The sequence below is a fragment of the Microcystis sp. M079S1 genome, from assembly GCF_020246425.1.
GTDB classification, from domain to species: domain Bacteria; phylum Cyanobacteriota; class Cyanobacteriia; order Cyanobacteriales; family Microcystaceae; genus Microcystis; species Microcystis aeruginosa.
On sequence record NZ_JADBSZ010000019.1, the window covers coordinates 1 to 24,366 of the forward strand.

A 24,366-nucleotide genomic window follows, 5' to 3' on the forward strand; every position below is an offset into this window, starting at 1 on the left:
AACAAAGCCTGAAACGACCGGCTCCTAACCCCACCAACAAACTTTTTGCCGCAAACCCTAACTAGGGTTTGCGGCAAAAAGTTTTTCGTGGGGACAGGGTGTGGGGTGTGGGGTGTGGGGTGTAGGTTTTTACCGATTCTCATCTGGTCAATTACCTAATTTTCAGAGAAAAAGTACCTGAATTTTCCCCCGCTCACTCCCAGAACTGGTACTTTTTGATTGACAAAAAGTCTAAAAGTCTTACCCAACAAGGTTTTTAGATTTATTCAGCAAACCCTAACTATACTGCGTTGTTTTATATCAAATTGGGCATTCAAAAAATCAGAAAAGGTCAGCAAAAATAGACTGACATAAAAAATCGAGGTTGCGGCAAGCTTGATAAAGGAAGCTTGAAGGTATTTTTTTTCTTGGAAATAGTGAGATTTGGCAGAGGTTGAAAGATGCTCACTACTAATAAAATACAGATTTTACACAAACTCTAAAATTTTCTGAAAAACTGCTCTCAATTGCTCGATTGAATGCAGGTTTTTATACCCTTCAAACTCTGGCTGGATAGAAAGATTGCCTGTGGATAGTTCCTCATGCAATCTTTCTAATATACTAACACACCGAGCCACATTTCCTCCTTCGATCGCGTATCCTAGATTGAACTTCTCAACCCGTTCGCCCATACAGTAATTTTTACTGGCGATTACAGGTTTCTGAAAGATTGCTCCTTTAGTCAGGATGTTGCTACTGTAAGGAAAATTTTCATAGGCAGCATACAGGACATCGCATACCTGAACAACGGCATTAAATCTTGACCCGTCAGGAATCGAATGCAAGTAAAAGAAACAGTTGTCTGGGTTGGCTTTGACAATCTCCTCAATTCTCGCCAGTTCTGCGGCTGTAAATGCTGGCTCAGCCAGCCTACCTGCAAACACAAAAAACCAGCGATCGCTTGCTTGCCGAGAAACTTCCAGAAGCGTAAGTGTTCCTTTCCGCTTATCTAGAGATCCCAACAAACCAACTATCTTCCTGCCAGCAGCCTTGGCATAGATTTCTTTGATAATCTCGAAGTTCATATCGGGCGGTGATTCATCGGTGATATCAGTTAAGACGACTACAGGCTTATTAAGCTTCTGTTGTAACTTGTCAGCAATACCTTCGTCTAGCACGGCAACCACTGGACAGTGGGAAGATTTTAGCACTGATAAGGGATTTAAGATGCCGTGGCGCATCCACCGGAGTTTTGGTGGTATCCGTAGGTAGAGAGGTTGAAAATAAAGCCCTGACCAAGGATAGGGAAAGATGGTATCGGTGATAGCAGGAATTAACCCCAAGGATGTATCAAGCCAGGCAAAAAAGGTGATATCGGGGGCTTTGCCTAGCTTTGAGGAAATTTCTTGGATACTCTGGGCGACTCGTTGCCAGCGGGCTACAGCCATTGCCCTCGCCTGCAATCGGCGACCGGAAAACTGACTTGGCGAGGGTTCATGCAACTCAAAGGAGTGAAAGTTACTTGCCAACTCTGGACAGTGGCTGGCAATCCACAGGTTCATCTCTTCCGGTTCGGGACACAGAGAGATTACTTCATTTCCCAGGTCTAGTAGCGTCTTGGCGAAAAACTTCAGGTAGGTAGGGTGATGGCCTCCCCACAGGGTATCAACTAGGGCGATGGTTTTCAAGGCTTTTAACTCTGGTTCTTAGATTTCTGTGATACGGCCACGAACATATGATTGCCTATACTAACCTTACTTATGTCATTTTCAAGCAATGGCTCAAGCCAGCCGTAGGAACCCAGTTTAAACCAATTATAGCCACAATCTCTAAGCATTAAGATAATGTCTGAAGGGTGATAACCAAAGGCTTTTGACATTTCATCCGTAATTTCTATTAAAAGTCGAGAGATTTTTTGGGATTGAAACATTTCCAGCATTCCCTTAAGTACAAGGTATTCTCCACCTTCAACATCAAGTTTCATTAAATCTATATGCTGTACATTATTCTTTTGTAACCAGGTAGAGCCACGAAAAAGTTGAACTGGTATTGTCTTAAATTTATCGGGAGCTGCTGAAGGATGAATAATGTTGCCCAATGAGTTATAAACTTCCATTCCTGGTGCGCCTGAATTGAATTCTACAATCTCATCTTTTTCTCCAAAACCTGCCTGATGTATTTCAAGGTTATTAAATTTGTTCAACTCCTTATTTTTTTTCAGGAGATTGAAGGCAAATTCTCCCGGTTCAACAGCTATAACGCGACCGCTTGGAGTTACTATTTTAGAGCAAAACAGCGAGAAGTAACCAACGTTAGCACCAATATCCAGAAAAGTTTGTCCAGGCTTGAGATGATCGCGGATGAAATCAAGTGATTCAGGTTCAAATATATATTTAGTATAGCCAATTGTAAAGTACATATCTGGGTGGATGACCATTGGCAGATTAATTCCTGGCATTACATCCACCAACTCTTGACTTTTGGCTTTTGCCGCTTCTAATTTAAGCTGATTTTGATGAAAAAGATTTTGCTCTAATTGCAATCGTCGGGCTATTGCTCTTGTTAACCTTCTTGAAAAGAATTTTAAGCTTTTCACAATTTTGTACTCCTTATATACAAAAAAATCAGAATGATTTAATACCCATCAAACGAAAAACTAATTTTTCTGAAATGCCCAATTTTGCCAAAACTAATGACAGGGCTCTGGCTAGAGTTTTCAGGCGATATATACCGCCAAAATAAGAGGCTTCAATGCGAGTAATTAATAAGATTGCAACTAGATAAAAAACAATCATTGTAGCAATTTGTATTCCAGTATTTGCTTTTATAAAACTTAGTATAACATGAAAACAACAAGCTACAACCATCAACAACAAAGACGAGTATAGAGGTTTAATTAACCAACGACAAAAAGTAATCCAGTCCATCTTAGGCTTAAGACGGCGAGACAAATAAATTGTTCCAAAGAACGTCATTAGCTGTCCTAGCACCGCATATTGAAAACCAAACACTAAAGCAAATATAACAAAAAACGGTAGATAACCAAGCCCGATAATCATGTGAAAAATCCAGTTACCTTTTGCATCTCCTTTACTTAGTCCGAAAAAAAATGGTACTATCGCATTGCCATGAATATAGCCTACCCAGCAAAAAATAAACAACTGAAAACTAGCTTTGCTAGAAAATCCGGCATTGACCATGATAGTCAATAAAGCTGGACCAGCAATAATCAGTCCTGAATAGACAAAACCTGCAATTAACCCAATAAACCAGCGCAAGCGGTCTTCTATTTGTTCTGCTACCACTTCTAATTTATCTCCTTGAGCCGAGAGCATGGGAAATAGATAAGAAGACTGCCCAACTAACATTTGGTGAACTGTTATATAAATTCTTTGAGCAAAAGTGTAAAAAGGTAAAGAAGAACTGCCAAATACAGAAGTTAAAAATATTTTATCAACACCATCAAAAAATATAACTTTTATTTGAGTCATGTAAACCCATTTTCCAAAAGACCAAAGCTCAATAAACATAGCTTGATGCCAGGAAGGCTGTGTCAGAAATCCCAGGATTTTAGTGACTATAAAACCTGTAGATAAACAATTTAATAAAGATAGAGTTAAACTAATTATTCCCAGGGTTAAAATATTAGGAAAGGCTTTCAACAAGGTGATTCCAAAAATACCATTGGCTAACAGGAAAGTAGTATTAATTTTAGTCTGCCAATCAAATCTTTGAAGAGAAGTGAGAAATATATTAAAATAACCAGTGATTTGTTGTAACAAAAATGCCAATCCTAATAATATACAATACCAGTGCCCTATATCAGCATTTCCTTCATATTTGCTCCACTGAACAATCCAAGCAGAACCGAAAGCAAAAATACCAAACCCAAACAATCCAAAAGCCAGAGAAGTTGTAAAACAGACACCAGCTATTTTCTGAATTTCTTGATAATTCTTTTCTTCATGAGCGCGACTAATCAACCGGGTTGCAGCAGCCCCCAGTCCCAAACCGCTAAAGGTGTTATTAATGCCAACAATAGTAGCAATGGCAATGGCAAATCCAGCTTCCGCTTCACCCAACCAGCGAATCGTTAACCCGGCAAAAAGGAATCCTAGAATAGCTGTTATGAGAGAACCAATGGCAGTCCACTTAGAATTATTAACAGCTTTGGCAAGTAGATCGCTCAACTAAGTAAACTCCTTTTTGATACCGCTCTAATTACATAACATCAGTGTTCTTAAATATAGCATCCATTTGCAGTATTTCTGAAGGATTTTCATAGTATCGCCATTCAAATCCCTTGCCAACCATAATATATTTATTCTCTTCTAGTAGTTTGATGACTTCCCATAAATAGGGTTGCTCTCGATAAAACTGACGAAATGATAATTCAATCACTAAGTATTTAGATTTTTTTAGTAAATTTATACTCCCCTTTAAAACCTTAAGCTCAAAACCTTGAACATCTAGTTTAATTACATCAGGGATTGGTAGATCATCACTGGCATATATTGCATCTAAAATTCTAATTTCTACTTCCTCCTGATCCTGCTGGTTTTGTGAAATACTATTAGGAAAATATTTATTTTGTTGTTCAGAATCAAGAAAAGATGCTGAAGCAGTTCCTCCTTTAATTAATAACTTATCTTCCCTTTCACCTAAACCACAATGGTAAATAACTTTGCTAACTCCGGGTAAAGATAAAGATTGCAATTTTTCTTGATACTGAGATTGGGGTTCAAAAAAAACTACGTGTTCTAAAGTGGGACTCATTTGACTTAAAACATAGGTCCAGTGACCGGCATTTGCCCCTATATCGCAGAGATACTTGGGTTGCACGAATTTAAGCAATACATCTATGGTATCAAAACAATCAACATACCGAAATATACTAGGATCACATCCAAAATATTCGATTCTTTTCGATAGCCGAAACATCCTACTCGAGAGACCTTTTAACAATTTAGCCAACAATAATTTTTGCTCCATGATAGTCTATCAATTATTTTGTAAATTAGTTTCACAAAAGGTTAGGTTAAATTGTCGAGACGCAATCGCCGCCATTTTCCTCAAGCTTATGATTGATTTTCTGGTTTAATTTGCCGAATCAAATAGCGAACTTCTGACAGCAAAACCTCAAAACGCTTGTCTGACTCTTCCTGTCTTTTCCTGATTTCGGCAATTTCTGCTTGCCAAGCTTCATTTTCTCGCTGTTGTTGAGCAGCTATTTGTAACAGTGCTTGTGCAGTTATTCTTACCCCATCTACTGAGTCTCGCAATTCCGAAACCGAGTCTTTGACTTCCGATACCGAGTCTTTGATTTCCGATACCGATTCTCGCAATTCCGAAACTGAGTCTGCCAATTCATCTAGCATCTCATCTGTCCATCTCGTCCGTTCCCCATCCCGTTTTGTCATGGCTTGTTTTTCTCCCTTCTCAGTTTCAATAGCTGCTTAAATTGTGGGTAATTATAGATGCAATCGCCGCCATTTTCCTCAAGCTTATGATTGATTTTCTGGTTTAATTTGCCGAATCAGATACCGTATCTCTGAGAGCAATACCTCAAAACTCTTGTCTGACTCTTCCTATCTTTGCCTGATTTCAGCAATTTCTGCTTGCCGAGCTTCATTTTCTCGCTGTTGTTGAGCAGCTATTTGTAGCAGAGCTTGTGCTGTCAATTGTAACCCTTCTACTGAATCTTTAACCTCTGAAACCGATTCCCGCAATTCCGAAACTGAGTCTTTAACTTCCGAAACTGATTCTCGCAATTCCAAAACTGAGTCTTTGACTCCCGAAACTGAGTCTGCCAATTCATCTAGCATCTCATCTGTCCATCTGGAGTATCCGGCCGAGCTTCTGGTCATGGCTGGCTTTTCTCCTTTTTTAATAACTGCTTACAATTCATTTATTATCGACGCAATCGCCAGCAATTTCCCAACATATTTCCTCTCGACGCATAACAGTTGCTACCATAGCACACGTTCGACTAAATTTTACAGTTGTATCGATTCTTCATTCAGCCTCCAGGTCAATTCCCATTGCCTTAAGTTGCGCCGCCAATCTGTCTGCCCTAGCCTTTTCTCCCTCAGCCCGCCGTTCAGCTTGTTCGGCTCTTTCCCGCTCCTGTTCGGCTCTTTCCCGCTCCTGTTCAATCCGTTCACTACCCCAGAATAGTAAAGGTTCTTCGGTTTGTGCTATGCAATGGACGGGGTTATTAGGGATGAAACTCTTATAGAGAAAGACATTTGACGATTTTTGTCAATTGTTTTCGCTCTAGATGGAACTAATCAATTAAATCTCTTGCCAGATAAGGATTTAGTCGATTTATGCCTCCCTATCGAACCATACCAAGTAACGAAGAACCTGGAATCTCAGGTGAAACAAATTGGTTTTCGTGTTAAAATTGCCGGCGCAAGTTGGAATTCTGGCAATGTACCGCAAGTCCTTCGTCATCGCTGTGCCTATCTGAATGGTTCTCTTTTTTAACTTTTTTATTTACCTCATTAAGCATAAATGCTTAATGCAAAGGTGAGATGCTCCCCAGGCATTTCTTGTTCAGTCCAATAGTCTAAATACGATTTAATTTCCACCAAATTTGGACTAATCAGCAAAGTTTTTTGTATTGATAGAAAAGAATAAAAAATAGTTGAACCAACTAGAGAACTCATTACAACAATGGTGTTGTAAGGATATCCCAGAAGCCGAGTATAGTTAATCAAAAATCCTATAATATAAAAAAATGTTATTCTCATAGTTTGTCCGACTATGTATAGCAATGGCTCTTGTTCTTCACCTAAACCCAAGAAGTTATAATCAATCATTGTATTCCAATAAATAATGCAAAACAGAGTCAAAATCCCTAGAGATTGAACAAACCTAGTTTTTCTCAAGAGACTTTTGTTAACAGAAAATATTTGCCAACCAAACAACTTATCAACTATTACTAATAAGGGCAATAAAATATTAGTCAAAGTAGAAATCGTTGGTATTTGCAATCCCCTGATGAAAATCAAAAGGCAAATCAATAAGAGCGGTATAGATTTGATATTTGAGAGCTTGTGTTTTTTATACAAAATTTTATAAATTTCTCCTTGAAAAACATTTATTCCATTTTCTTAGGCTATTTGACCAAAACACTCATCTCAGGATGGAATACAGCATCGAATATATTATTATACAACAAATTTTGCTTGCTGACAACCTGAGAAGGATCGCAAAGTGGCAAGATAGGTATATCGCCTAAAAATGCAGCCCAAACTCCAAAGGTACTAGGCGGTGTCATAATCATATCGCACTGTGACAGTTCTGCCATACTTTCTAGGTAATGCCCTTTACCTACAGCTATTCCTGTCGCAAAATTTACGTTAAGATATTTAAATAGCTCAAAATCTTGTGGTTCATCTGAGGCGACAACAAAGCCAACTTTAGAAGAAGTTCCAAACAAATCTTGAGCTTGTTGAATCCAGTCAATATATTGCTGGGTTTCAAAGAAATATTTACCTTCTAGCATAAACCGGTAGTCATAGTGCCTGATGAGAACGCCAATTAGATAGTCGTACTTTTGTCTTAATTCTTGAATAAATTTTGTGGCTGTGGCTGCATGACTTTCTTTAAGTGCTAGGCACTCCCTAACAGTGTGCTGATGTTTTTCGACTAGCAGCCAACTTCTCACCTTCCATCCAGCTAAAAGTGTGAATTTTGCTTGATTTAATAAGTCAACATCATCTGGATTGTTTAGGTCAAATTTATCTTTTTGCTTCCCTGGAATGTCTTTTAAGCCACTAACATCTTGGGCAATAATTGATTGTATATCGGGAGCAAAAGAAGCATAATTATAAAGAAATCGAGCAATATTATTACGAATTCTGCCACTGTTAGATATTTTATCAGGAAGAAACTGTAAAATATCTTTTAGTTTCTGCAAAGCTTGCCACTGTTTGTGCTTAGTGGGAAAAGTACAGGCAAGATTTTTTGAAGTGTTTTCTAGTAGATGAGCATAGGGCCAGAAGGACAAATTAATCAAGTCGTACTTGTAATCATTCTCTGCTAAAAACGCTATGAGATGAGCGTAAGAAAACAACTGGTTGGCAAATCGACCGCCTCCGTGAGTGAAAATAATCAGATTTTTATCTTGTTTCATATAGTGTAGTGTCAAGTCATATTTTATCTAAAGATGGACTTAGTGCGACGTAGTTTGCGTATTGGAAATTTTCCATTCGAGACTGATACTCTCGTCTTTCAAGATAGGTTGGCATCACTTTATACATTTTAAACCCAGAATTTATCAAAATGTCAAAAATTTCCATTAGACTGGTATGAGAATCTAGATTACAGCCTCCATACTCGAACTGAATAGCATCAATGAAAGTTGTGTTCAAATAGTCACCTAATCCCCTAAAAGCAGCTAATTCATGACCTTCAATATCAACTTTTAGTAAGTCAATATGACTAATATTACACTCTTTTATATAACTGTCTAGACGGCGCAACTTAATCGTCTCTTTGTTAGAGAAATCAATTTGATAATGCTTTAAGTTTCTTTGGTATAAAGAAGCCAACCCACTTGATTTACTGTCATAGTAAATTGTTGCTTCTGTTTGACTATCGGATACGCCAAATTGGTTTAGTTTGATATTCTGATGGTTAAGAAATTTCTGCTGTAATATATTATAACAACTATTAGTTGGTTCAAAAGCGTGTATCTGAGGATTAAGATTTATTATTGCTGCATATTCTAAGATTGTCTGGATGTATAGCCCCACATTAGAACCGACATCAAAGATAACTGGTTCTTTGTTTTTCAAAGTGGCTAAAAAATCGCTAATAAATTTTGCTTCTCCATTGCTATCAAACTCACAATTTCCATTATTTTCTAGAGCATTAAATATCCTCAGGCATAAAGACTTTGTTTTTCGTAGCAACTGATGTTCATTTTTGATTTTGAGCATGATAATTTCTCTGCAAGATTTGTGGCAAAAATACGGCTTGATCTGGTAGATTCAGGTAAACTTTTGTGCATAAGGACAAATGACAAATTATTAGTCAATACTCTAGCATTAGTCTGCTTGGGTTTATGTTGTTGATGTTTTATCGTATTTTCTATCGTCTTCAATATATTCCTCCTTTTTAAACATATAGAGACCGGTGCCAAACTTTTTACTCGGATCGTATGAATCGTAAAGTTGCCTACCATATTGATACTTTTCCTCCACAAGTTCAAAGCCATCAAAGAGTTGTAGGACGTAGTTGCGTGTAAAAGCACGGCAGCCATTAAAATAAATTTTATTTTTCTCATCTACTGGTACAGAGAACAGAATTATACCGCCTAATTTAACAACTCGCTTGAGTTCCTTTACAGCTTTCTCACTACCCCAGGGATCGAGAGGATCGCCATATCTTCCCAAACCGATGTGTTCAATGACACAAAGAGAAGATAGACTTTCAATACTGTTATCTTCAAAGGGCAAATCCAGTACAGATCCTTCTTTAAAATACAAGTTTTTTAGCTCAATATCAATCGGTCTGATATCAATCATAGTAACTGGAACAAATTGGGATATTATGCCAATTGTTTTAACACATGAACCTACATCATAGTGATGTTCGGGTTTAAGTTGAAAAATTTTACCTGCCGCCCAAGTATCTTGTAAAAAATATACAGGCTCTACTGGTGTGAAATCCGTATTATCAGTCAGGCAAGGGAGCCAGCTTCCCATGTTTAATTCAAAGTTATTGTTATCATTATTAGCTTGAAAAACTCTATATTCATTTGAGAATAAAATTATATCAAATAATCCCCTTAACCAGTTAAGACTTAAGCCATACTGTTGTTTCAAAGTGCTATAAATGATATAAAGAACCTTAAGTAAGGTGAATTTGGAGAGGTATTGCTTCATTGTTTTGATACTAGCCATTTTGAATTTGCGTAACGTGGTCCGGCATGAAGAAGGGTTACATAACAAAATTAATTATCTGAAATGAAGATTTGATAACCTTTAAACGTTTTGCAAGTCTCTCTTAGTTTTTCATGACCCATTACATCAAACACATCTTTGTAAAACCAGAATGTATTTAAACAATTTTGAATTAATATTTGATAACCTTTGTCCTTTAATAGAGAATTGATGGCTTGAAATTGGTGATGTTTATCTTCCATAGTCTCTATGATAAAGCATTTTGTATGAAACTTGTCAAAATCAATACCTTGCAAGGCTTGAAGTTCATGACCTTCGATATCTAAGCTTACCAAATCACATTGATAGAATTCAGGATAGCAATTTAACCAGTTCATTAAAGTTGTAACTTTGATTTCCTCAAAATCTTCCCTATTTGACATGAATTGAGATAAATTTTTCCTGCCCCAAGGATCTTGTGTTTCCGTAATATAAGATAGTAATCCTTCACTTCGGATTGTTAGTTCTCTATTTTTATTAGAAATTCCTGATTTGATACACTTGATTTGTCTGTTGAAAAGATACAATGATGACAATCTGGAAAAAGTATAAGAGACAGGCTCAAAACATAGCCCTTTTGCTCCTGCCAGCGCAAATAAAAAAGTATTGGAGCAACTTATTCCATCATTAGCACCGATATCAATAAAACTTTCGATTTTTCCGAGAAGATGTTGAATGACAATATCCTCCCCGTGTTGAGAATAAGTCTGTCTCGGATAAAGCTTATGTTTCAGATAAACAAGAGGCTGTTTATAAGGAGATACCATTTGCTTGAGTTTCTTTAGTAATTGTGATTTCATGACCGATAATTCAGATGTATTTATAATATTTATTTTAGATTAAATTCTTCAAAATAAAATTTAGTCGCCAAGGATATAATACCGCTTTACCCATGAGGAGGAGATTGCCGTACATTCTTGGATAAAGTAAGTCAATTAAAAAGGTAGTTGTTCCAAAGGATGCTATTGTCGCCCATAAAGCTCCAACGGCTCCATAGTGAGGAATCAGTATATAATTCAGTATAACATTAACTAAAGAACCGATGATAGCTGTAAGCATTGAATATTTAAATAAGCTCTCATTGGTAATAAACAAAGATTTTGCTACTCCAAAATTAGTAAAAAATAATCGAATGGCAAATAAGGATAACAAGATTCCTGCCTCCTTGTATTCTTGACCAAACAGAATTATGACAATTTTACTAGACCAGAGGAAAATAGGGATAGAAACTAACAAAAATAAGATAAACATTAATCGGTAGATATTCTCCAAGCGATTAAAATATAGGCTGTTATTAGCCAACTTTGCTTCCGACACGGCTGGAGCAAGGGATTGACATATAACCATAGGGACAAAACCGAATACTGCAATCAATTTCATGGCTGCTGAGTATTGACCGACTTCGGCATCACCGATCATCTGACCCAGCATTACCTGATCGATATAAGCTTGTATCATTATAGCCAATCCTGAAAAAAATAGTGGCCAGCTTTCCCAGAGCAAAAATTTAGCCCGAGAGAGACTTACAGACCAATTCCTCAGGGACAAGCCGTCTATTCCATAAGACATAGACAAGCCGATTGTCTTAATTGTTCCTTTAGCGGCCGTGGCGACGGCAAAAGCTATCAGGGAAGCCCGTAACTGTATCAGGAGGACATTGACGATGCTGAAAACAAGAGAATCTGTAGTACGGCTAATTGCCGCGTATTTAGATTTCACCTGCGACTGAAACCATAAATCAATCGTATCAAAGGCGAGTAAGATATTGCCTGCTGCTATAATCCCTACTAGCCAGTGCGACAAAGTATCTCCTGGTCGTAAATAGATTACTGTCCCTACACTCAAAAAGACTGCAATCGTCCCAGTTACTAATCTGATCACAAACGTTGTTCCTAAGATTTCATCCCTGGAATTCGCATCTTTTTGAAATACTATTTCTCTGACAACAATTCCATTTAATCCTAATTGAACTAATGGCATGAATAAAGCGACAAGAGATAGTGCATAGTTGTATTGTCCATATCGATCTGGTCCCAAATACCGCGCCACCCAAACTCCTACAAATAAACCAATTCCTAAACTGAAGAATTGCTCAAAAAACAACCAAGACATATTGCTGATTTGTTTTTTGAAGTTCGTGCCGAGTTTATTATAATTTACTTTTAAGGTTTTTAACACGGCTTTTAATTAATACCTAATCACTATATAGTAGAGATGCAATCGCCAGCAATTTCCCAACATATTTCCTCTCGACGCATAACAGTTGCTACCATAGCACACGATCGACTAAATTTTACAGTTGTATCGATTCTTCATTCAGCCTCTAGGTCAATTCCCATTGCCTTTAGTTGCGCTGCCATGCGCTCTACCTTCCGTTCAGCTTGTTCGGCTCTTTCCCGCTCCTGTTCAATCCCTTCACTCCCCCACAATAGTAAATTACCCGATTGATCCCACCAGCGCAACCAATAAGCTGTCATCTCCGCTTTTTTCCCCCGCCATACTCCTAGAAATAAACCAATTTCTGCCAGCCAGTAACGATAATTTTCATCAGCTTTCTGTAACTCATACTTCCCTGCTACTAAGCGATAAACTTCTAATTCTCCGGTTTGTGGTTGAAAAATAATATAGACAGGTACTTGTAAGATTCGCTCGTAGAAATACCACTTGCCATAGGGATAGTGGGGATTGATAGAATACTCCCCTCCCTCCGTTTCTGAGATGAATTCCATGACAATTGCTGGTACTTCCCCTTCTGCATGAGGCGTGTAGCTGCGGCGAATTTCTCCTTCTGGGATAGGTGCTACTGCGGGTACATAAACCCAATCGGGAGCTTTTACTACTGTCTTACCGCCAACGGTGGCGCAAATGCCAAAATTAGAAGCAATAAGACTCGCTTCCACAATTAAACTGGCTAATTCTAAAGATTCTCGCAAAGCCGCCGCGAGGAGGGGTTGTAGGGTGCTTTCCACTGGTTCATCAGGCAGGACAAAATCCGCTGGCAATTTCTCCCAGGTAATGGGGGGTAAAGTATCAGAGATGCGAGGTGCTAATGGGATTGTCATTTAGGCTCTCGTGTGATGGTGGTTATGGCGGTTTAGCTTGTTATAAGAGCAAATGAGTATTGCCATTGGCAGGATAGCACATAATTTGTAACCGTTCAGGGGGGGTATGTCAAGCAGCCAGTGGCATTGACTAGGTTAAACGCACCTTATTTGGTAATTACTGCAAAAACAAGGGTTATCATTGTAGTGCGGTGTTATGATTAATCGGTGATTAATCGAGCCAGATTGCTACCGCAAAATCTTTTAATAGAGTTATCCCTTGAATATTTGATTAATGATGAACAACCAACAAAACGGGGCGTTGAACAACCAACAAAACGGGGCTTTGAAAACCCACAACCAGGCAAATCTGCCAATTTTTGCTCAACCGGCTTTTATCCCCTCCCTGACACAGGAAGAAGAGGAACTCAACCTACGCCAAGTTTTTTCTGTCTTCAAGCATCGCCGGTGGTTAATCGCTGGCATCACCCTAGGAGTAACAGGTGCGATCGCTACTTGGACTTTCTTAAAAACCCCTATCTATCAAGGTAGATTCCTGCTGCTCATCGGTCAACCGATTGAGGAAAATAAAAATTCTCTCAGGTTGGCAGCCCAAGATATCCTACCTCAGTTAGGTGGTGAAGACATCGATTATGATACCCAAATCGCTGTTTTAACCAGTCCTCAACTTCTTAACCCCATCCTTAGTAAAATAACCCCTAAGTATCCCGATTTTACCTACAGTGATTTAATCAGTAAAACTGGCCAATCTGATCTCGAAATTAGTCAATTAAAAGAGACGAAAGTTTTAGAAATTTCCTATCAAGATGCGGAACCGGAAAAAATTAAGCTGGTTTTAGATAATTTAGCCCGTCATTACCTAAACTATAGTTCTCAGGAACGGAAGACCGAAATTAATCAAGGTTTGGATTTTGTTAACGCTCAATTACCCTTACTGCGGGAACGAGTCAATACTCTACAAAAACAAATGCAGCAATTCCGGCAGCAATACAATTTCCTGGATCCCGATAAAGAGGCGACTCGTTTATCACAACAGTTAACCACTACTGAACAAGATTATCGGGCAGCCCAAGTTGCCCTTAACGAAATTAACTCTCGCTATCAAGCTTTACAGCAACAGGTGGGATTGGCCCCTAATCAAGCAATTATCGCCACTTATCTCAGTGAATCTCCCGGTTATCAAGATTTGCTCAAGCAGCTGCAGGAAGTGGAAGTGGAATTGGCGAAACAATCGGCAGTTTTTGCCAAGGATAGCCCGATAATCGCCACCCTAGAGGAAAAACGCGCTAATTTACTGCCCCTACTGCAAAACGAAGCCCAGAGAACCCTAGGGGAAAAACTGCCCCAGACAGTGGGTAATTCCCCGGCTTTGGTATCACGAAGCGCTTTGCGGGTAGAATTAACCCAGCAATTGGTAGAAGCCGCTAACAGTCGCCAAACCCTAGAAATTAAGGTAGAATCCCTTGCCCGGTCCCTGGAACAACAGAAAGCCTCGGTCAAAAATCTGGCGGTTTTAGCCCGTCGTTATACGGATTTGCAGCGAGAATTGGAAATTGCCACCACCAGTCTCGGCCGTTTTCTGGAGGAACAACAAAAACTCCAACTCAAGGTGGCACAACAAGTGGTGCCTTGGCAACTAATTTCCCCACCAGAGGTAGAGGAAGAATTCGTTTCTCCTAAACCCGTGCGAAATCTGGCTTTAGGGGTTATTGGTGGACTGTTACTAGGTATAGGGGCGGCCTTTTTAGCTGAAAGATTAGACCCCGTTCATCACAGTGCAGATGAACTAAAAGAAGATGCCAAGCTACCCCTTTTAGGCGCAATTCCCTGGAACAAAGACATCGATAAGATCGAAAAAGTGAACACCGCCCTACCCCAGTTAACAGTCGGCGATCGCAAAATCACTATCCCTAATAGTACCCCAAAATCAGCCAACGAAAACCCCTACTACTATAATTTCTCCCCCTTCTCGGAGGCTTTCCACACTCTTAACACCAATATTCGCCTCCTCGGTTCCGATTCCCCTCTCAAGTCCCTCGTGATTAGTTCTGTCTCACCGGGAGATGGTAAAACCACCATGGCAATAAATATCGCTAAGGCTGCCGCTCGTATGGGACAAAAAGTCTTATTGGTGGATGCCGACCTGCGACGACCTCAGATTCACCTGCGACTTAATCTCGATAACGACCACGGCCTTAGTAATGTCCTCGCCGAGGGTCTCGATTGGAACGAGGCCGTTCAATCCCTACCCCGCCACGAGAATTTATCGATTCTTACCGCCGGTTCAATTCCCCCGGATCCAACCCGCTTGCTTTCTTCCCAGAGAATGCAGGAGATGATCTCGCAATTACAGCAAGACCACGCCTTCGATCTAATTATCTACGATCTACCACCGATCGCCGCTTTTGCCGATGCAAAAATTCTCGCCGCCATGGCCACCGGACTGATTCTCGTCACCAAACTGGGCAAAACCGATCGCTTTGCGCTGAAAAATCTGCTCGAAGATCTGAAATTATCCCACATTTCCGTGTTAGGTTTAGTGGCTAATAATGTTAGTCGGAAAGACCACAATTATCGTTACTATGGCCATTACTACGGCAAAAGATAATTAAATTGAAGATAGATCCCCCCTTAATCCCCCCTTAATAAGGGAGGTGCCGATCCCCCCTGCCCCCCTTATTAAGGGGGGTGTCTGATGGTTTTTAACAGCTAACTACTTATTGATCAGTTATCAACTTTTAATTGATGTTAAATGCGGGTTTTAATCTGGTATCGCAATGATCTGCGGGTTCACGATCACGAGGCAATTTATCGAGCCATTCAAGAACAATTAGAGATAATTCCCTTCTATTGTTTTGATGAGCGTCAATTTGGGTTTACTTCCTACGGGTTTCCAAAAACTGGCAAGTTCCGGGCTAAATTTTTATTAGAAAGCGTAGCAGATTTGCGACAATCTCTGGAAAGTTTAGGCGGTAATTTAATTATCCGACGGGGAACCCCAGAAGAACTTATCCCGCAATTAGTTCAAGAATTGCAGATAGCCAAGGTTTATTATCATCAAGAGGTAACAGCAGAGGAATTAGCGGTAGAAAAAGCGGTAAATAAGGCTTTATCCGGGGTTCCCGTGCAGATAAAAACTTTTTGGACAGCCACTTTATATCATCCTGATGACTTGCCTTTTACCCTTAATCAATTACCAGAATTATTTACTAATTTTCGTAAACAAGTAGAACGTCATTGGCAAATAAGAACAACTTATCCCACGCCGAAAAAGTTGACAAAATTACCTAAAATAGATTTGGGAAACCTTCCGGGTTTAAACGATTTAGGCTTAACAGAACCAATTCTAGACCGGGGAGGGGTTTTGTCGTTTCAAGGGGGTGAAATGGCAGGAAAATTACGGGTTAAAGAATATATTTGGGATAGTGATTCCTTGAAAACCTATAAGGAAACCAGGAATGAAATGTTAGGGACTAATTATTCCTCAAAATTCTCAGCTTGGTTAAGTTTTGGCTGTCTTTCCCCCCGTTATATCTACGAGGAAGTACAAAAGTATGAGCAAACGAGAGTAAAAAATGACTCTACCTATTGGCTGATTTTTGAATTATTATGGCGAGATTTTTTCCGATTTATTTGCAGTAAACACGGTAATACAATCTTCTATAAATCTGGTTTGCAAGAACTTAATTTACCTTGGCTAGAAGATTGGGAAAGATTTAATCTCTGGTGTGATGGAAAAACCGGTTATCCCCTTGTAGATGCTAATATGAGAGAATTAGCCGCTACAGGATTTATGTCAAATCGTGGCCGGCAAAATGTCGCTAGTTTTCTGACCAAAAATCTCGGTATTGATTGGCGCATGGGAGCAGAATGGTTCGAGTCGTTATTAATTGATTACGATGTCTGTAGTAATTGGGGCAATTGGAATTACACTGCTGGTGTCGGCAATGATGCGCGAGGATTTCGTTATTTTAATACCCCTAAACAGTCGAGAGATTATGATCCCAAAGGTGATTATTTACGTCACTGGTTGCCCGAATTAGCCCTAATAAAAGGCGATAAAATTCACGAACCTTATAAATTATCTCCAGAGGAACAAAAGCTTTATGGTGTGATTTTAGGGGTTAGTTATCCTCGTCCCATTGTCGATTTTTTTCAATCCATCAAACACAACGAAAAAATTTATCTTCAGCATTTCACTAAACAGTAATCAGTAATCAGTGGACTTCTACCTAATATTGTCTCAAGACTAAAATTATTTCTAGATCAGAAACTTACCCAAATAAAAATGATTTTAATGTCCCCATATTTTTTCGGTTAAATTGAATTAGCAACGATAGATATACATTTCAGTTATCGAACTATTTATTAGTACATGAGATAAAAGCAAGCTGTGATTGGGTTATAATTTTTGGATATGTCTAATGAACTGAAAACTCACAGGGTGCATCTCATATTTGTGACTTTCTCTCACTTATGGTGAGCAGCAGAAGTTATTAAAAGAGGGCGAATGCAATTCGCCCCTACAATAATATTATTGCGCCATCTGATAACTGATAACTGATAACTGATTACTGATTAAGACATTTCTAACATTCTTTGAATCGGCAACAGTGCCTTAACTCTTAAATCTTCAGAAATAGTAATTTCTGGAGTTTTATCTCGCATACAGAGATACAATTTTTCGAGAGTGTTCAGTCTCATGTAGGGACACTCATTACAAGCACAGTTATTTAAAGCTGGTGCGGGGATAAATAGTTTCTCTGGGGCGGATTTTTGCATCTGGTGAATAATCCCCGGTTCTGTGGCGACAATAAAGGTTTTTTCGGAACTTTTCAGGGAATAATTTAATAGTGCCGTCGTGGAACCAATATAATCTGCATGGCGTAAAACCGATGCTTCACACTCAGGATGGGCGATAATTTTTGCTTCTGGATGGGCGACTTTTAATTCTATTATCTTGCGTTCGGAAAAAGTTTCATGGACAATACAACTACCCTGCCAGAGAACTAAATCTCTACCAGTTTGCTGACTGACGTAACGACCTAAATTGCGATCGGGAGCGAAGATAATCGGTTGATGGGCAGGGATTTGATTAACTATTTTGACTGCGTTAGAACTGGTGCAGATAATATCACTCATAGCTTTAATTTCTGCACTGCAATTGATATAGGAAATCACGATATGATCGGGATATTGGGCTTTAAAACGAGCAAAATCTTCAGGATGACAACTATCAGCTAAAGAACATCCTGCATCTAAATCCGGCAGCAATACCAACTTATCTGGGTTTAAGATTTTAGCTGTTTCTGCCATGAAGTGAACCCCCGCAAATACGATCACATCTGCTGGCGTTCGGGCAGCCTGTTGGGATAAACCTAGAGAATCACCAATATAATCAGCTATATCCTGTATGTCAGAATTTTGATAGTAGTGAGCCAGAATAACGGCGTTTAATTGCCGTTTAAGCTCTTTAATTGCCGTAAATAGGTCATCAGGTAAGCTCGAACGATTTGCGGGTTGAACAGTTGTGAACACGGTGGGGTTTATGGTAATTTTTACCAAATACTAAACAAGTGCTTATATCATAGCAAATTTTTTTAAAGTGATTAGGAAGTGGGGAGATGGGGAGCAGGGAGAATAAATAAAAGCTGAATACTGACCCCGACTCCTGTCTCCTGTCTCCTGTCTCCTGTCTCCTGATAGCCAAGGGTTATCAATGCTAGGATAAAGGCTTGAGTAGAGAACGATCGAGCGAAAGCCATGTCATCGACAGAAGTAAAAACCCCGCCCCCAGACAGTACCGAATTTCTCGACGAATTGCCCGGAGAAGTGGAAATGTCCTTATTTGACCACTTGGAGGAATTGCGGCGCCGGATTTTTTATAGTTTAATTGCCGTGGCTGTGGGTGCGGTGGGATGTTTTATCTTCGTTAAACCCCTAGTACAAGTGCTGGAAGTCCCTGCCCAAGGGGTAAAATTTTTGCAGTTGGCCCCGGGAGAATTTTTTTTCGTCTCCCTAAAAGTAGCTGGATATAGCGGCATACTGGTGGCTAGTCCCGTCATTCTCTTGCAAATTATCCTCTTTGTGCTGCCGGGGTTAACCCGTCGCGAACGGCGTTTAATTGTCCCGGTAGTGTTAGGATCGAGTGTCTTATTTTTTGCCGGTTTATTTTTTGCCTATATTGCCCTGATTCCCGCCGCTTTAAACTTTTTTGTCAATTATGGGGCGGAAGTGGTCGAACAAGCTTGGTCGATCGAGCGCTATTTTGAATTTGTCTTACTTTTACTTTTTAGTACCGGCATCGCCTTTCAAATTCCCGTTATTCAATTGATTTTGAGCTTTTTAGGCATTATTTCCTCGCAAACGATGTTATCGGGTTGGCGTTTCGTGGTTTTGGGGGCGGTGATTTTAGGCGCGATTTTAACCCCTTCCACAGATCCTCTCACCCAATCCCTGTTAGCAGGGGCGGTCTTGGGTCTATACTTTGGGGGCATTGGGGTGGTGAAATTAACGGGACGTTAGCAGTTTTTTGATAAAATTTGACGGCTGAAAACTAATTAAGCCAGAAAGCTAGAGATTGATTCTAGATTGAGTAACAAAGTGAAATATTTTTTCTTAACGGCAGGTTGGACAATAGGACGGGTGTGGGAATTTGGCGGTTTGTGGGATCACGCGAGTAGTTGGCGACGACCACCGCAGATAGAGCGATTAAATATCGGTATTTTAGAGGGAGAACAGGTTTTATGGCTTTATAAGGTGGAAGAAGCCGTGATTATGGTAGAAGTTGCCCCCAAGAGTGCCGAAATTGCCGATACTGTCCCCACCATCGGGCAAGTGGTGCTAAAACGCTTGATTAGTGCCGAACAAGTCCTCGAAATCCTGCAAAATGCCGAAGAAGTGCTGAGGAAGTAATCAGTTATCAGTTATCAGTTATCAGTTATCAGTCATAATTCCCCATCTCCCCACAGCCCACAGCCCACACCCCACACCCCACACCCCACACCCTACACCCCACACCCTACAGCCCACACCCCGCACCCCACACCCCACACCCTACACCCTACAGCCCACACCCCACTCCCTGATCTGGAATATTCTGGCGGAAGACCGATCGCAAAGACTTGAAATCTGTTCTAACAATAGTTACACTTCTTTAGAATAGATACACTTTTCAAGGGATAATGTAGGTCGGCTAACTCTTGCACTTAACAGTCGAGATTGTTGGGCTTATATTTTCACCCTGAATATAAAAAGCGTCTAAGTGGACACTAAATTGTCAATAGGAGGAGCGTAGTCAATGGGACTACCTTGGTATCGAGTACACACAGTCGTTCTCAACGACCCGGGCCGTTTAATTTCCGTTCACCTGATGCACACCGCACTGGTAGCGGGTTGGGCTGGCTCCATGGCCCTCTATGAGCTTGCTATTTTCGACCCCAGTGACCCCGTATTAAACCCGATGTGGCGGCAAGGAATGTTCGTGCTGCCCTTCATGGCCCGTTTAGGTGTCACTGGTTCATGGGGTGGCTGGAGCGTCACCGGCGAAACTGGTGTTGACCCCGGTTTCTGGTCTTTTGAAGGCGTTGCCGCCGCTCATATCGTCTTATCCGGTCTGCTATTCCTAGCGGCGGTTTGGCACTGGGTTTTCTGGGATTTAGAATTATTTATCGATCCCCGCACGGGCGAATCTGCGCTCGATTTGCCGAAAATGTTCGGTATTCACCTGTTCTTATCCGGTTTACTCTGCTTCGGTTTCGGTGCTTTCCATCAAACAGGCCTTTGGGGTCCCGGGATGTGGGTTTCCGATGCCTACGGTTTAACCGGTCATGTGCAGCCCGTAGCTCCCGAATGGGGACCGGCTGGTTTTAACCCCTTTAACCCCGGGGGTGTGGTAGCTCACCACATTGCTGCGGGTATCGTCGGGATTATCGCCGGTTTATTCCATTTAACCGTTCGTCCCCCCGAAAGACTCTATAAAGCGCTGAGAATGGGTAATATCGAAACGGTGCTTTCTAGCAGTATCGCCGCCGTTTTCTTTGCCGCTTTCGTCGTGGCCGGAACCATGTGGTACGGTAATGCTACCACCCCGATCGAACTCTTTGGCCCGACCCGTTACCAATGGGATAAGGGCTATTTCCAAGAAGAAATTGAGCGTCGCGTCGAGGCCAGCATCGCCAACGGAGCCACCATCGCCGAAGCTTACCAAGCAATCCCTGAAAAACTGGCTTTCTATGATTATGTCGGTAATAGCCCCGCTAAAGGTGGTTTATTCCGTACTGGTGCCATGGATAGCGGTGACGGTATCGCTAAATCTTGGTTAGGACACCCCGTGTTCAAAGATGGCGAAGGTCGCGTCCTTAGCGTGCGTCGGATGCCTAACTTCTTTGAAACCTTCCCCGTTGTCCTGACCGACTCGGAAGGTATCGTTCGCGCCGATATTCCTTTCCGTCGTGCGGAATCGAAACTGAGTATCGAACAAAGTGGTGTTACCGTTTCTTTCTACGGTGGCGCTCTCGATGGTCAGGTCTTCAGCGATCCTGCTGATGTGAAGAAATTTGCCCGTAAAGCGCAACTCGGTGAAGCTTTCGAGTTTGACACCGAAACCCTGAAGTCTGACGGGGTATTCCGCACTTCTCCGAGAGGTTGGTTTACTTTCGGTCATGCTGTCTTTGCTTTACTATTCTTCTTCGGTCACATCTGGCACGGTTCTCGTACCATCTACCGCGACGTATTCGCCGGGGTCGATCCCGATCTGGAAGAACAAGTGGAATTCGGTTTATTCCAAAAATTGGGTGATCTTAGCACTCGTAAACAAGAAGTTTAGTTTTAGCTAAATCATCCATATAACTAAAGGAGTCAAGTCTTTGACTCCTTTTTTTAATTAGGGCTGGCTGAATAATGGTAAAACCCTTTTAAAATAAGGCTTTTGACCTGTTAAAATCCGATGTTCATGCTGCGAATATAGGATTAAGACCTTCAAAAACCTGGCATTATCCTTCTTGTAGTACATAAACTGGTACGAAAAGAGAGGGCAAGAAAGCCTGAAACGACCGGCTACTGACGACCGACGACCGACGACCGACTCCTAACCCCACCAACAAACTTTTTGCCGCAAACCCTATTTATTCCCCTTTTTGCATGAGTGCATGAGTAGAAAACGGGTTTCTCCGAGAAACCCGTTTTCTGTGCGTTACTCAACGGATTTAGTATTAGTATAAAGTTCGATCGAGCTTTACTTTTAACCGAATACTGAAAAAACCGCTAGTTAGGGTTTGCTGAATAAATGTGAAATATAGACTAGGTAAGGGTCTTAGGGTCTTTTTTCGCTCCCACAGGTGCAAGATTTTGAGAGAATCATGTTTCAAAACCTTACATCTTCATCGGCCCGCGTCCTGTAGGGGCGAAGCATTCGGGCATAACCTATCGCTGAAACCGTAGATTTCCTATGCGAATGCTTCGCCCCTACTTTTTCAGCAAGGCCTAGTTATAGAAATAACTAGGCCTTGCTGGGGGAAATTACCCGTAATGGAATTACATAGAGGAACCTAAACCAGCGTAAGCTCCGTAGAAGAAAAGACCAAGCACAGCGATAACGCCTAGACCGGCGATGGTGGCGACTAACCACAAAGGAATACGACCTTCTGCGAACATGAATAACACCTCCTAATTGCGATGACAATGAATCGGGACTAATTAGTTAAAGAAATAGCTGGAAAATAAAATTCCCAAGACAGCAACTAGGAGTAAACCTAGGTAAAGAGAAGTACGATTTAACTCGACAGCTTGCCGATTCGGATTAGGTGTTCTTTCCATAATTGTTCTCCTAGCGTTGAATAAACTGCATTGCCGCAATTGCACCGATAAAGAAGACAGTGGGGACCGCTAAGGTATGAACTGCCAACCAGCGAACGGTGAAAATGGGGTAAGAAATGGGTTGATTGGGATTACCACTAGCCATTGTTTTTATCCTTAATTAAAGTAAACTACTGATTAAACTGCTCGATTTGATTTTTGGCCTCAAAGCGATCATTAATGATCGGTAATTCTTGACGCTCTTGAGTGTAATACTCATCGGGACGGGGAGTGCCAAAAACATCGTAAGCCAAACCAGTACTCACGAATAACCAACCTGCGATAAACAGCATGGGGATGGTGATGCTATGGATAATCCAGTAACGAATACTGGTAACGATATCGCCAAAAGGACGTTCGCCGGTACTACCTGACATGGACGGTTCTCCTCGGAATGATAGGACTTGAAAAATTCAATCTCTATAATAGAGACTTTGTTGACCCTGAGACAAGTTTTAGGCCGATTCGCTAGGGGGATTATATTTCAGTAAAACCCCATTTTGTCCCAAGACAAAACCCTTGTCGGAATTGATAAAAACAATTCGATAGAGATTGGAGGGGACACTTTCCACCGCGCGATCTTTTTGCCAAGATTGGCCGCTGTCATGACTGACCAAGAGATTGCCGCTACCACCAGCGACCCAAATTTCTTCGGGGCTGCGGTAGTTGAGGTCCAAAAGTCCCCAACTGGTGGAAAACTCGGGGAATACCTTATCTTCCCATGTATCGAGATCATTGGGGCTAGTAAATTGTAGTTGACCACCCCGGGCCAGGGCCCACAGTTCCCCTTTTTCACCATAACCGACTTTTTGTAAACGGCGGGAAGAAAGACGATTGTGGGGTTGCCATTCTGTTGACCCCGGTTCCCAAGTGGAATAAAAGTTCCCGCGTGCGGAAACGGCCACATATTTACCATCATGGGAACGAACAATTGTCCGGGCCACACCCACAGCACCTTCCACTAAAGCTTGCCAAGTTTTGCCCCCGTCTTTGGTGCGGTAGATAGCACCTAAATCCGTGACCATTTCGGCGGTTTTGTCGTTCAGAGCGATAATTCCGTAGGGGGAACCGGGTAATTTTTCACTTAAGGGGATACGGGACCAGCTGCTGCCCCCGTCTTCGCTATGGAGAAGAATTGAGGGTTTACCGACAATCCAACCCTCTTGGTCGTGGAAACTGACGGCGCTAAAGCTAACTTTTTCTTCGCCAAGGTTGAGGACTTTTTGCTGCCAGCTGTCCCCCCCATCGCTGGTTTCAAAGAGGGTAGATTTGGTTCCCACTAACCAACCGTGCTGCAGGTCGTCGGTAAAGGCGATATCGGCAAAAGTGGAGTCAGTGTCGAGGGTGAGGATTTGCCAAGGACTACTGCTCAGGGATGGCACACTACTACAGCTAAAGCAGAAAAAGGCTACAGCTAGAACTATTACGAATTGTTTCAGTTTTCTCATCAATGGTTCAGAGGTATTGGTCAAGGAATCGGGACGGATTAGGGTTTGTCCCCGATGGGTTACAGG

23 protein-coding genes and 2 pseudogenes are annotated in these 24,366 nt (G+C 41.1%); 6 read left to right on the forward strand and 19 right to left on the reverse strand.

Annotated features, from left to right (window positions below; translation table 11 throughout):
- Positions 1-467 precede the first annotated feature (467 nt).
- The 6 genes and pseudogenes from IM456_RS00990 to IM456_RS01015 all read right to left on the reverse strand — a co-directional run bounded on the left by IM456_RS00990 (position 468) and on the right by IM456_RS01015 (position 5,846).
- Positions 468-1,667: a glycosyltransferase family protein gene (locus tag IM456_RS00990; RefSeq protein WP_149986697.1), complete on the reverse strand. Its 1,200-nt coding sequence runs from the start codon at positions 1,665-1,667 to the stop codon at positions 468-470.
- Between the two features lie 5 nt (positions 1,668-1,672).
- A complete protein-coding gene (locus tag IM456_RS00995) occupies positions 1,673-2,575 on the reverse strand; it encodes an FkbM family methyltransferase (RefSeq protein ID WP_149986696.1) in 903 nt (300 codons plus the stop codon).
- Between the two features lie 28 nt (positions 2,576-2,603).
- Positions 2,604-4,169: an oligosaccharide flippase family protein gene (locus tag IM456_RS01000; RefSeq protein WP_287691313.1), complete on the reverse strand. Its 1,566-nt coding sequence runs from the start codon at positions 4,167-4,169 to the stop codon at positions 2,604-2,606.
- Between the two features lie 31 nt (positions 4,170-4,200).
- Complete coding sequence (locus tag IM456_RS01005) at positions 4,201-4,821, reverse strand: FkbM family methyltransferase (protein ID WP_287691314.1); 621 nt, start codon at positions 4,819-4,821, stop codon at positions 4,201-4,203.
- Positions 4,822-5,057: 236 nt separating this feature from the next.
- Positions 5,058-5,399 (reverse strand): hypothetical protein, encoded by a 342-nt coding sequence (locus IM456_RS01010; RefSeq protein WP_149986694.1) that lies wholly within the window; start codon positions 5,397-5,399, stop codon positions 5,058-5,060.
- An 84-nt stretch (positions 5,400-5,483) separates the two neighbouring features.
- Positions 5,484-5,846: pseudogene (locus tag IM456_RS01015) on the reverse strand (hypothetical protein).
- Positions 5,847-6,342: 496 nt separating this feature from the next.
- On the opposite strand from IM456_RS01015, the pseudogene IM456_RS01020 reads away from it, so the two are divergent.
- Positions 6,343-6,468 (forward strand): annotated as a pseudogene (locus tag IM456_RS01020) (ISKra4 family transposase); the annotation flags it as partial.
- A 17-nt stretch (positions 6,469-6,485) separates the two neighbouring features.
- Here the strand turns inward: IM456_RS01020 and IM456_RS01025 are convergent.
- The 7 genes from IM456_RS01025 to IM456_RS01055 all read right to left on the reverse strand — a co-directional run bounded on the left by IM456_RS01025 (position 6,486) and on the right by IM456_RS01055 (position 12,997).
- On the reverse strand, positions 6,486-6,953 hold the full coding sequence (locus tag IM456_RS01025) for a hypothetical protein (RefSeq protein ID WP_287705279.1): 468 nt from the start codon (positions 6,951-6,953) through the stop codon (positions 6,486-6,488).
- A gap of 149 nt (positions 6,954-7,102) precedes the next feature.
- Entirely contained in the window at positions 7,103-8,122 is a 1,020-nt protein-coding gene (locus IM456_RS01030) for an alpha-1,2-fucosyltransferase (protein ID WP_287691316.1), read from the reverse strand.
- 16 nt (positions 8,123-8,138) lie between these two features.
- Positions 8,139-8,930, reverse strand: coding sequence for an FkbM family methyltransferase (locus IM456_RS01035; protein ID WP_287691317.1), 792 nt, complete (start codon positions 8,928-8,930; stop codon positions 8,139-8,141).
- A gap of 123 nt (positions 8,931-9,053) precedes the next feature.
- On the reverse strand, positions 9,054-9,896 hold the full coding sequence (locus IM456_RS01040) for a DUF268 domain-containing protein (protein WP_149986016.1): 843 nt from the start codon (positions 9,894-9,896) through the stop codon (positions 9,054-9,056).
- Positions 9,897-9,946: 50 nt separating this feature from the next.
- Complete coding sequence (locus tag IM456_RS01045) at positions 9,947-10,735, reverse strand: FkbM family methyltransferase (RefSeq protein WP_149986015.1); 789 nt, start codon at positions 10,733-10,735, stop codon at positions 9,947-9,949.
- A 34-nt stretch (positions 10,736-10,769) separates the two neighbouring features.
- Complete coding sequence (locus tag IM456_RS01050) at positions 10,770-12,113, reverse strand: flippase (protein ID WP_149986014.1); 1,344 nt, start codon at positions 12,111-12,113, stop codon at positions 10,770-10,772.
- Positions 12,114-12,247: 134 nt separating this feature from the next.
- The gene (locus IM456_RS01055) at positions 12,248-12,997 is read right to left on the reverse strand and encodes a Uma2 family endonuclease (protein WP_149986013.1); all 750 of its coding nucleotides are present in this window, start codon (positions 12,995-12,997) and stop codon (positions 12,248-12,250) included.
- Positions 12,998-13,271: 274 nt separating this feature from the next.
- Here IM456_RS01055 and IM456_RS01060 point away from each other — a divergent pair, with 274 nt between their 5' ends.
- Positions 13,272-15,605 carry a GumC family protein gene (locus IM456_RS01060; protein ID WP_149986012.1) on the forward strand — a complete coding sequence of 778 codons (2,334 nt, stop codon included), beginning with the start codon at positions 13,272-13,274 and terminating at the stop codon, positions 15,603-15,605.
- A 144-nt stretch (positions 15,606-15,749) separates the two neighbouring features.
- Positions 15,750-17,207 (forward strand): DASH family cryptochrome, encoded by a 1,458-nt coding sequence (locus IM456_RS01065; protein WP_149986011.1) that lies wholly within the window; start codon positions 15,750-15,752, stop codon positions 17,205-17,207.
- Positions 17,208-17,575: 368 nt separating this feature from the next.
- Here the strand turns inward: IM456_RS01065 and nadA are convergent, their stop codons facing one another.
- On the reverse strand, positions 17,576-18,535 hold the full coding sequence (nadA, locus tag IM456_RS01070; RefSeq protein WP_149986010.1) for a quinolinate synthase NadA: 960 nt from the start codon (positions 18,533-18,535) through the stop codon (positions 17,576-17,578).
- A gap of 225 nt (positions 18,536-18,760) precedes the next feature.
- Between nadA and tatC the strand changes: the two genes are divergently transcribed.
- From tatC to psbB, 3 genes are all read left to right on the forward strand, one after another.
- A complete protein-coding gene (tatC, locus tag IM456_RS01075) occupies positions 18,761-19,522 on the forward strand; it encodes a twin-arginine translocase subunit TatC (protein WP_002756761.1) in 762 nt (253 codons plus the stop codon).
- A 78-nt stretch (positions 19,523-19,600) separates the two neighbouring features.
- Complete coding sequence (locus tag IM456_RS01080) at positions 19,601-19,912, forward strand: hypothetical protein (RefSeq protein ID WP_002798470.1); 312 nt, start codon at positions 19,601-19,603, stop codon at positions 19,910-19,912.
- A gap of 385 nt (positions 19,913-20,297) precedes the next feature.
- Positions 20,298-21,824, forward strand: coding sequence for a photosystem II chlorophyll-binding protein CP47 (gene psbB / locus IM456_RS01085; RefSeq protein WP_149986009.1), 1,527 nt, complete (start codon positions 20,298-20,300; stop codon positions 21,822-21,824).
- 707 nt (positions 21,825-22,531) lie between these two features.
- Here psbB and IM456_RS01090 read toward each other — a convergent pair.
- From IM456_RS01090 to IM456_RS01110, 5 genes are all read right to left on the reverse strand, one after another.
- The gene (locus tag IM456_RS01090; RefSeq protein WP_002736108.1) at positions 22,532-22,651 is read right to left on the reverse strand and encodes a photosystem II reaction center protein J; all 120 of its coding nucleotides are present in this window, start codon (positions 22,649-22,651) and stop codon (positions 22,532-22,534) included.
- Positions 22,652-22,693: 42 nt separating this feature from the next.
- Complete coding sequence (psbL, locus tag IM456_RS01095; protein WP_002735805.1) at positions 22,694-22,813, reverse strand: photosystem II reaction center protein PsbL; 120 nt, start codon at positions 22,811-22,813, stop codon at positions 22,694-22,696.
- Positions 22,814-22,823: 10 nt separating this feature from the next.
- Entirely contained in the window at positions 22,824-22,958 is a 135-nt protein-coding gene (gene psbF / locus IM456_RS01100) for a cytochrome b559 subunit beta (RefSeq protein ID WP_002736175.1), read from the reverse strand.
- A gap of 25 nt (positions 22,959-22,983) precedes the next feature.
- A complete protein-coding gene (psbE, locus tag IM456_RS01105; protein WP_002749269.1) occupies positions 22,984-23,229 on the reverse strand; it encodes a cytochrome b559 subunit alpha in 246 nt (81 codons plus the stop codon).
- 78 nt (positions 23,230-23,307) lie between these two features.
- Positions 23,308-24,300, reverse strand: coding sequence for a photosynthesis system II assembly factor Ycf48 (locus IM456_RS01110; protein ID WP_287691335.1), 993 nt, complete (start codon positions 24,298-24,300; stop codon positions 23,308-23,310).
- Between the last annotated feature and the right edge of the window lie 66 nt (positions 24,301-24,366).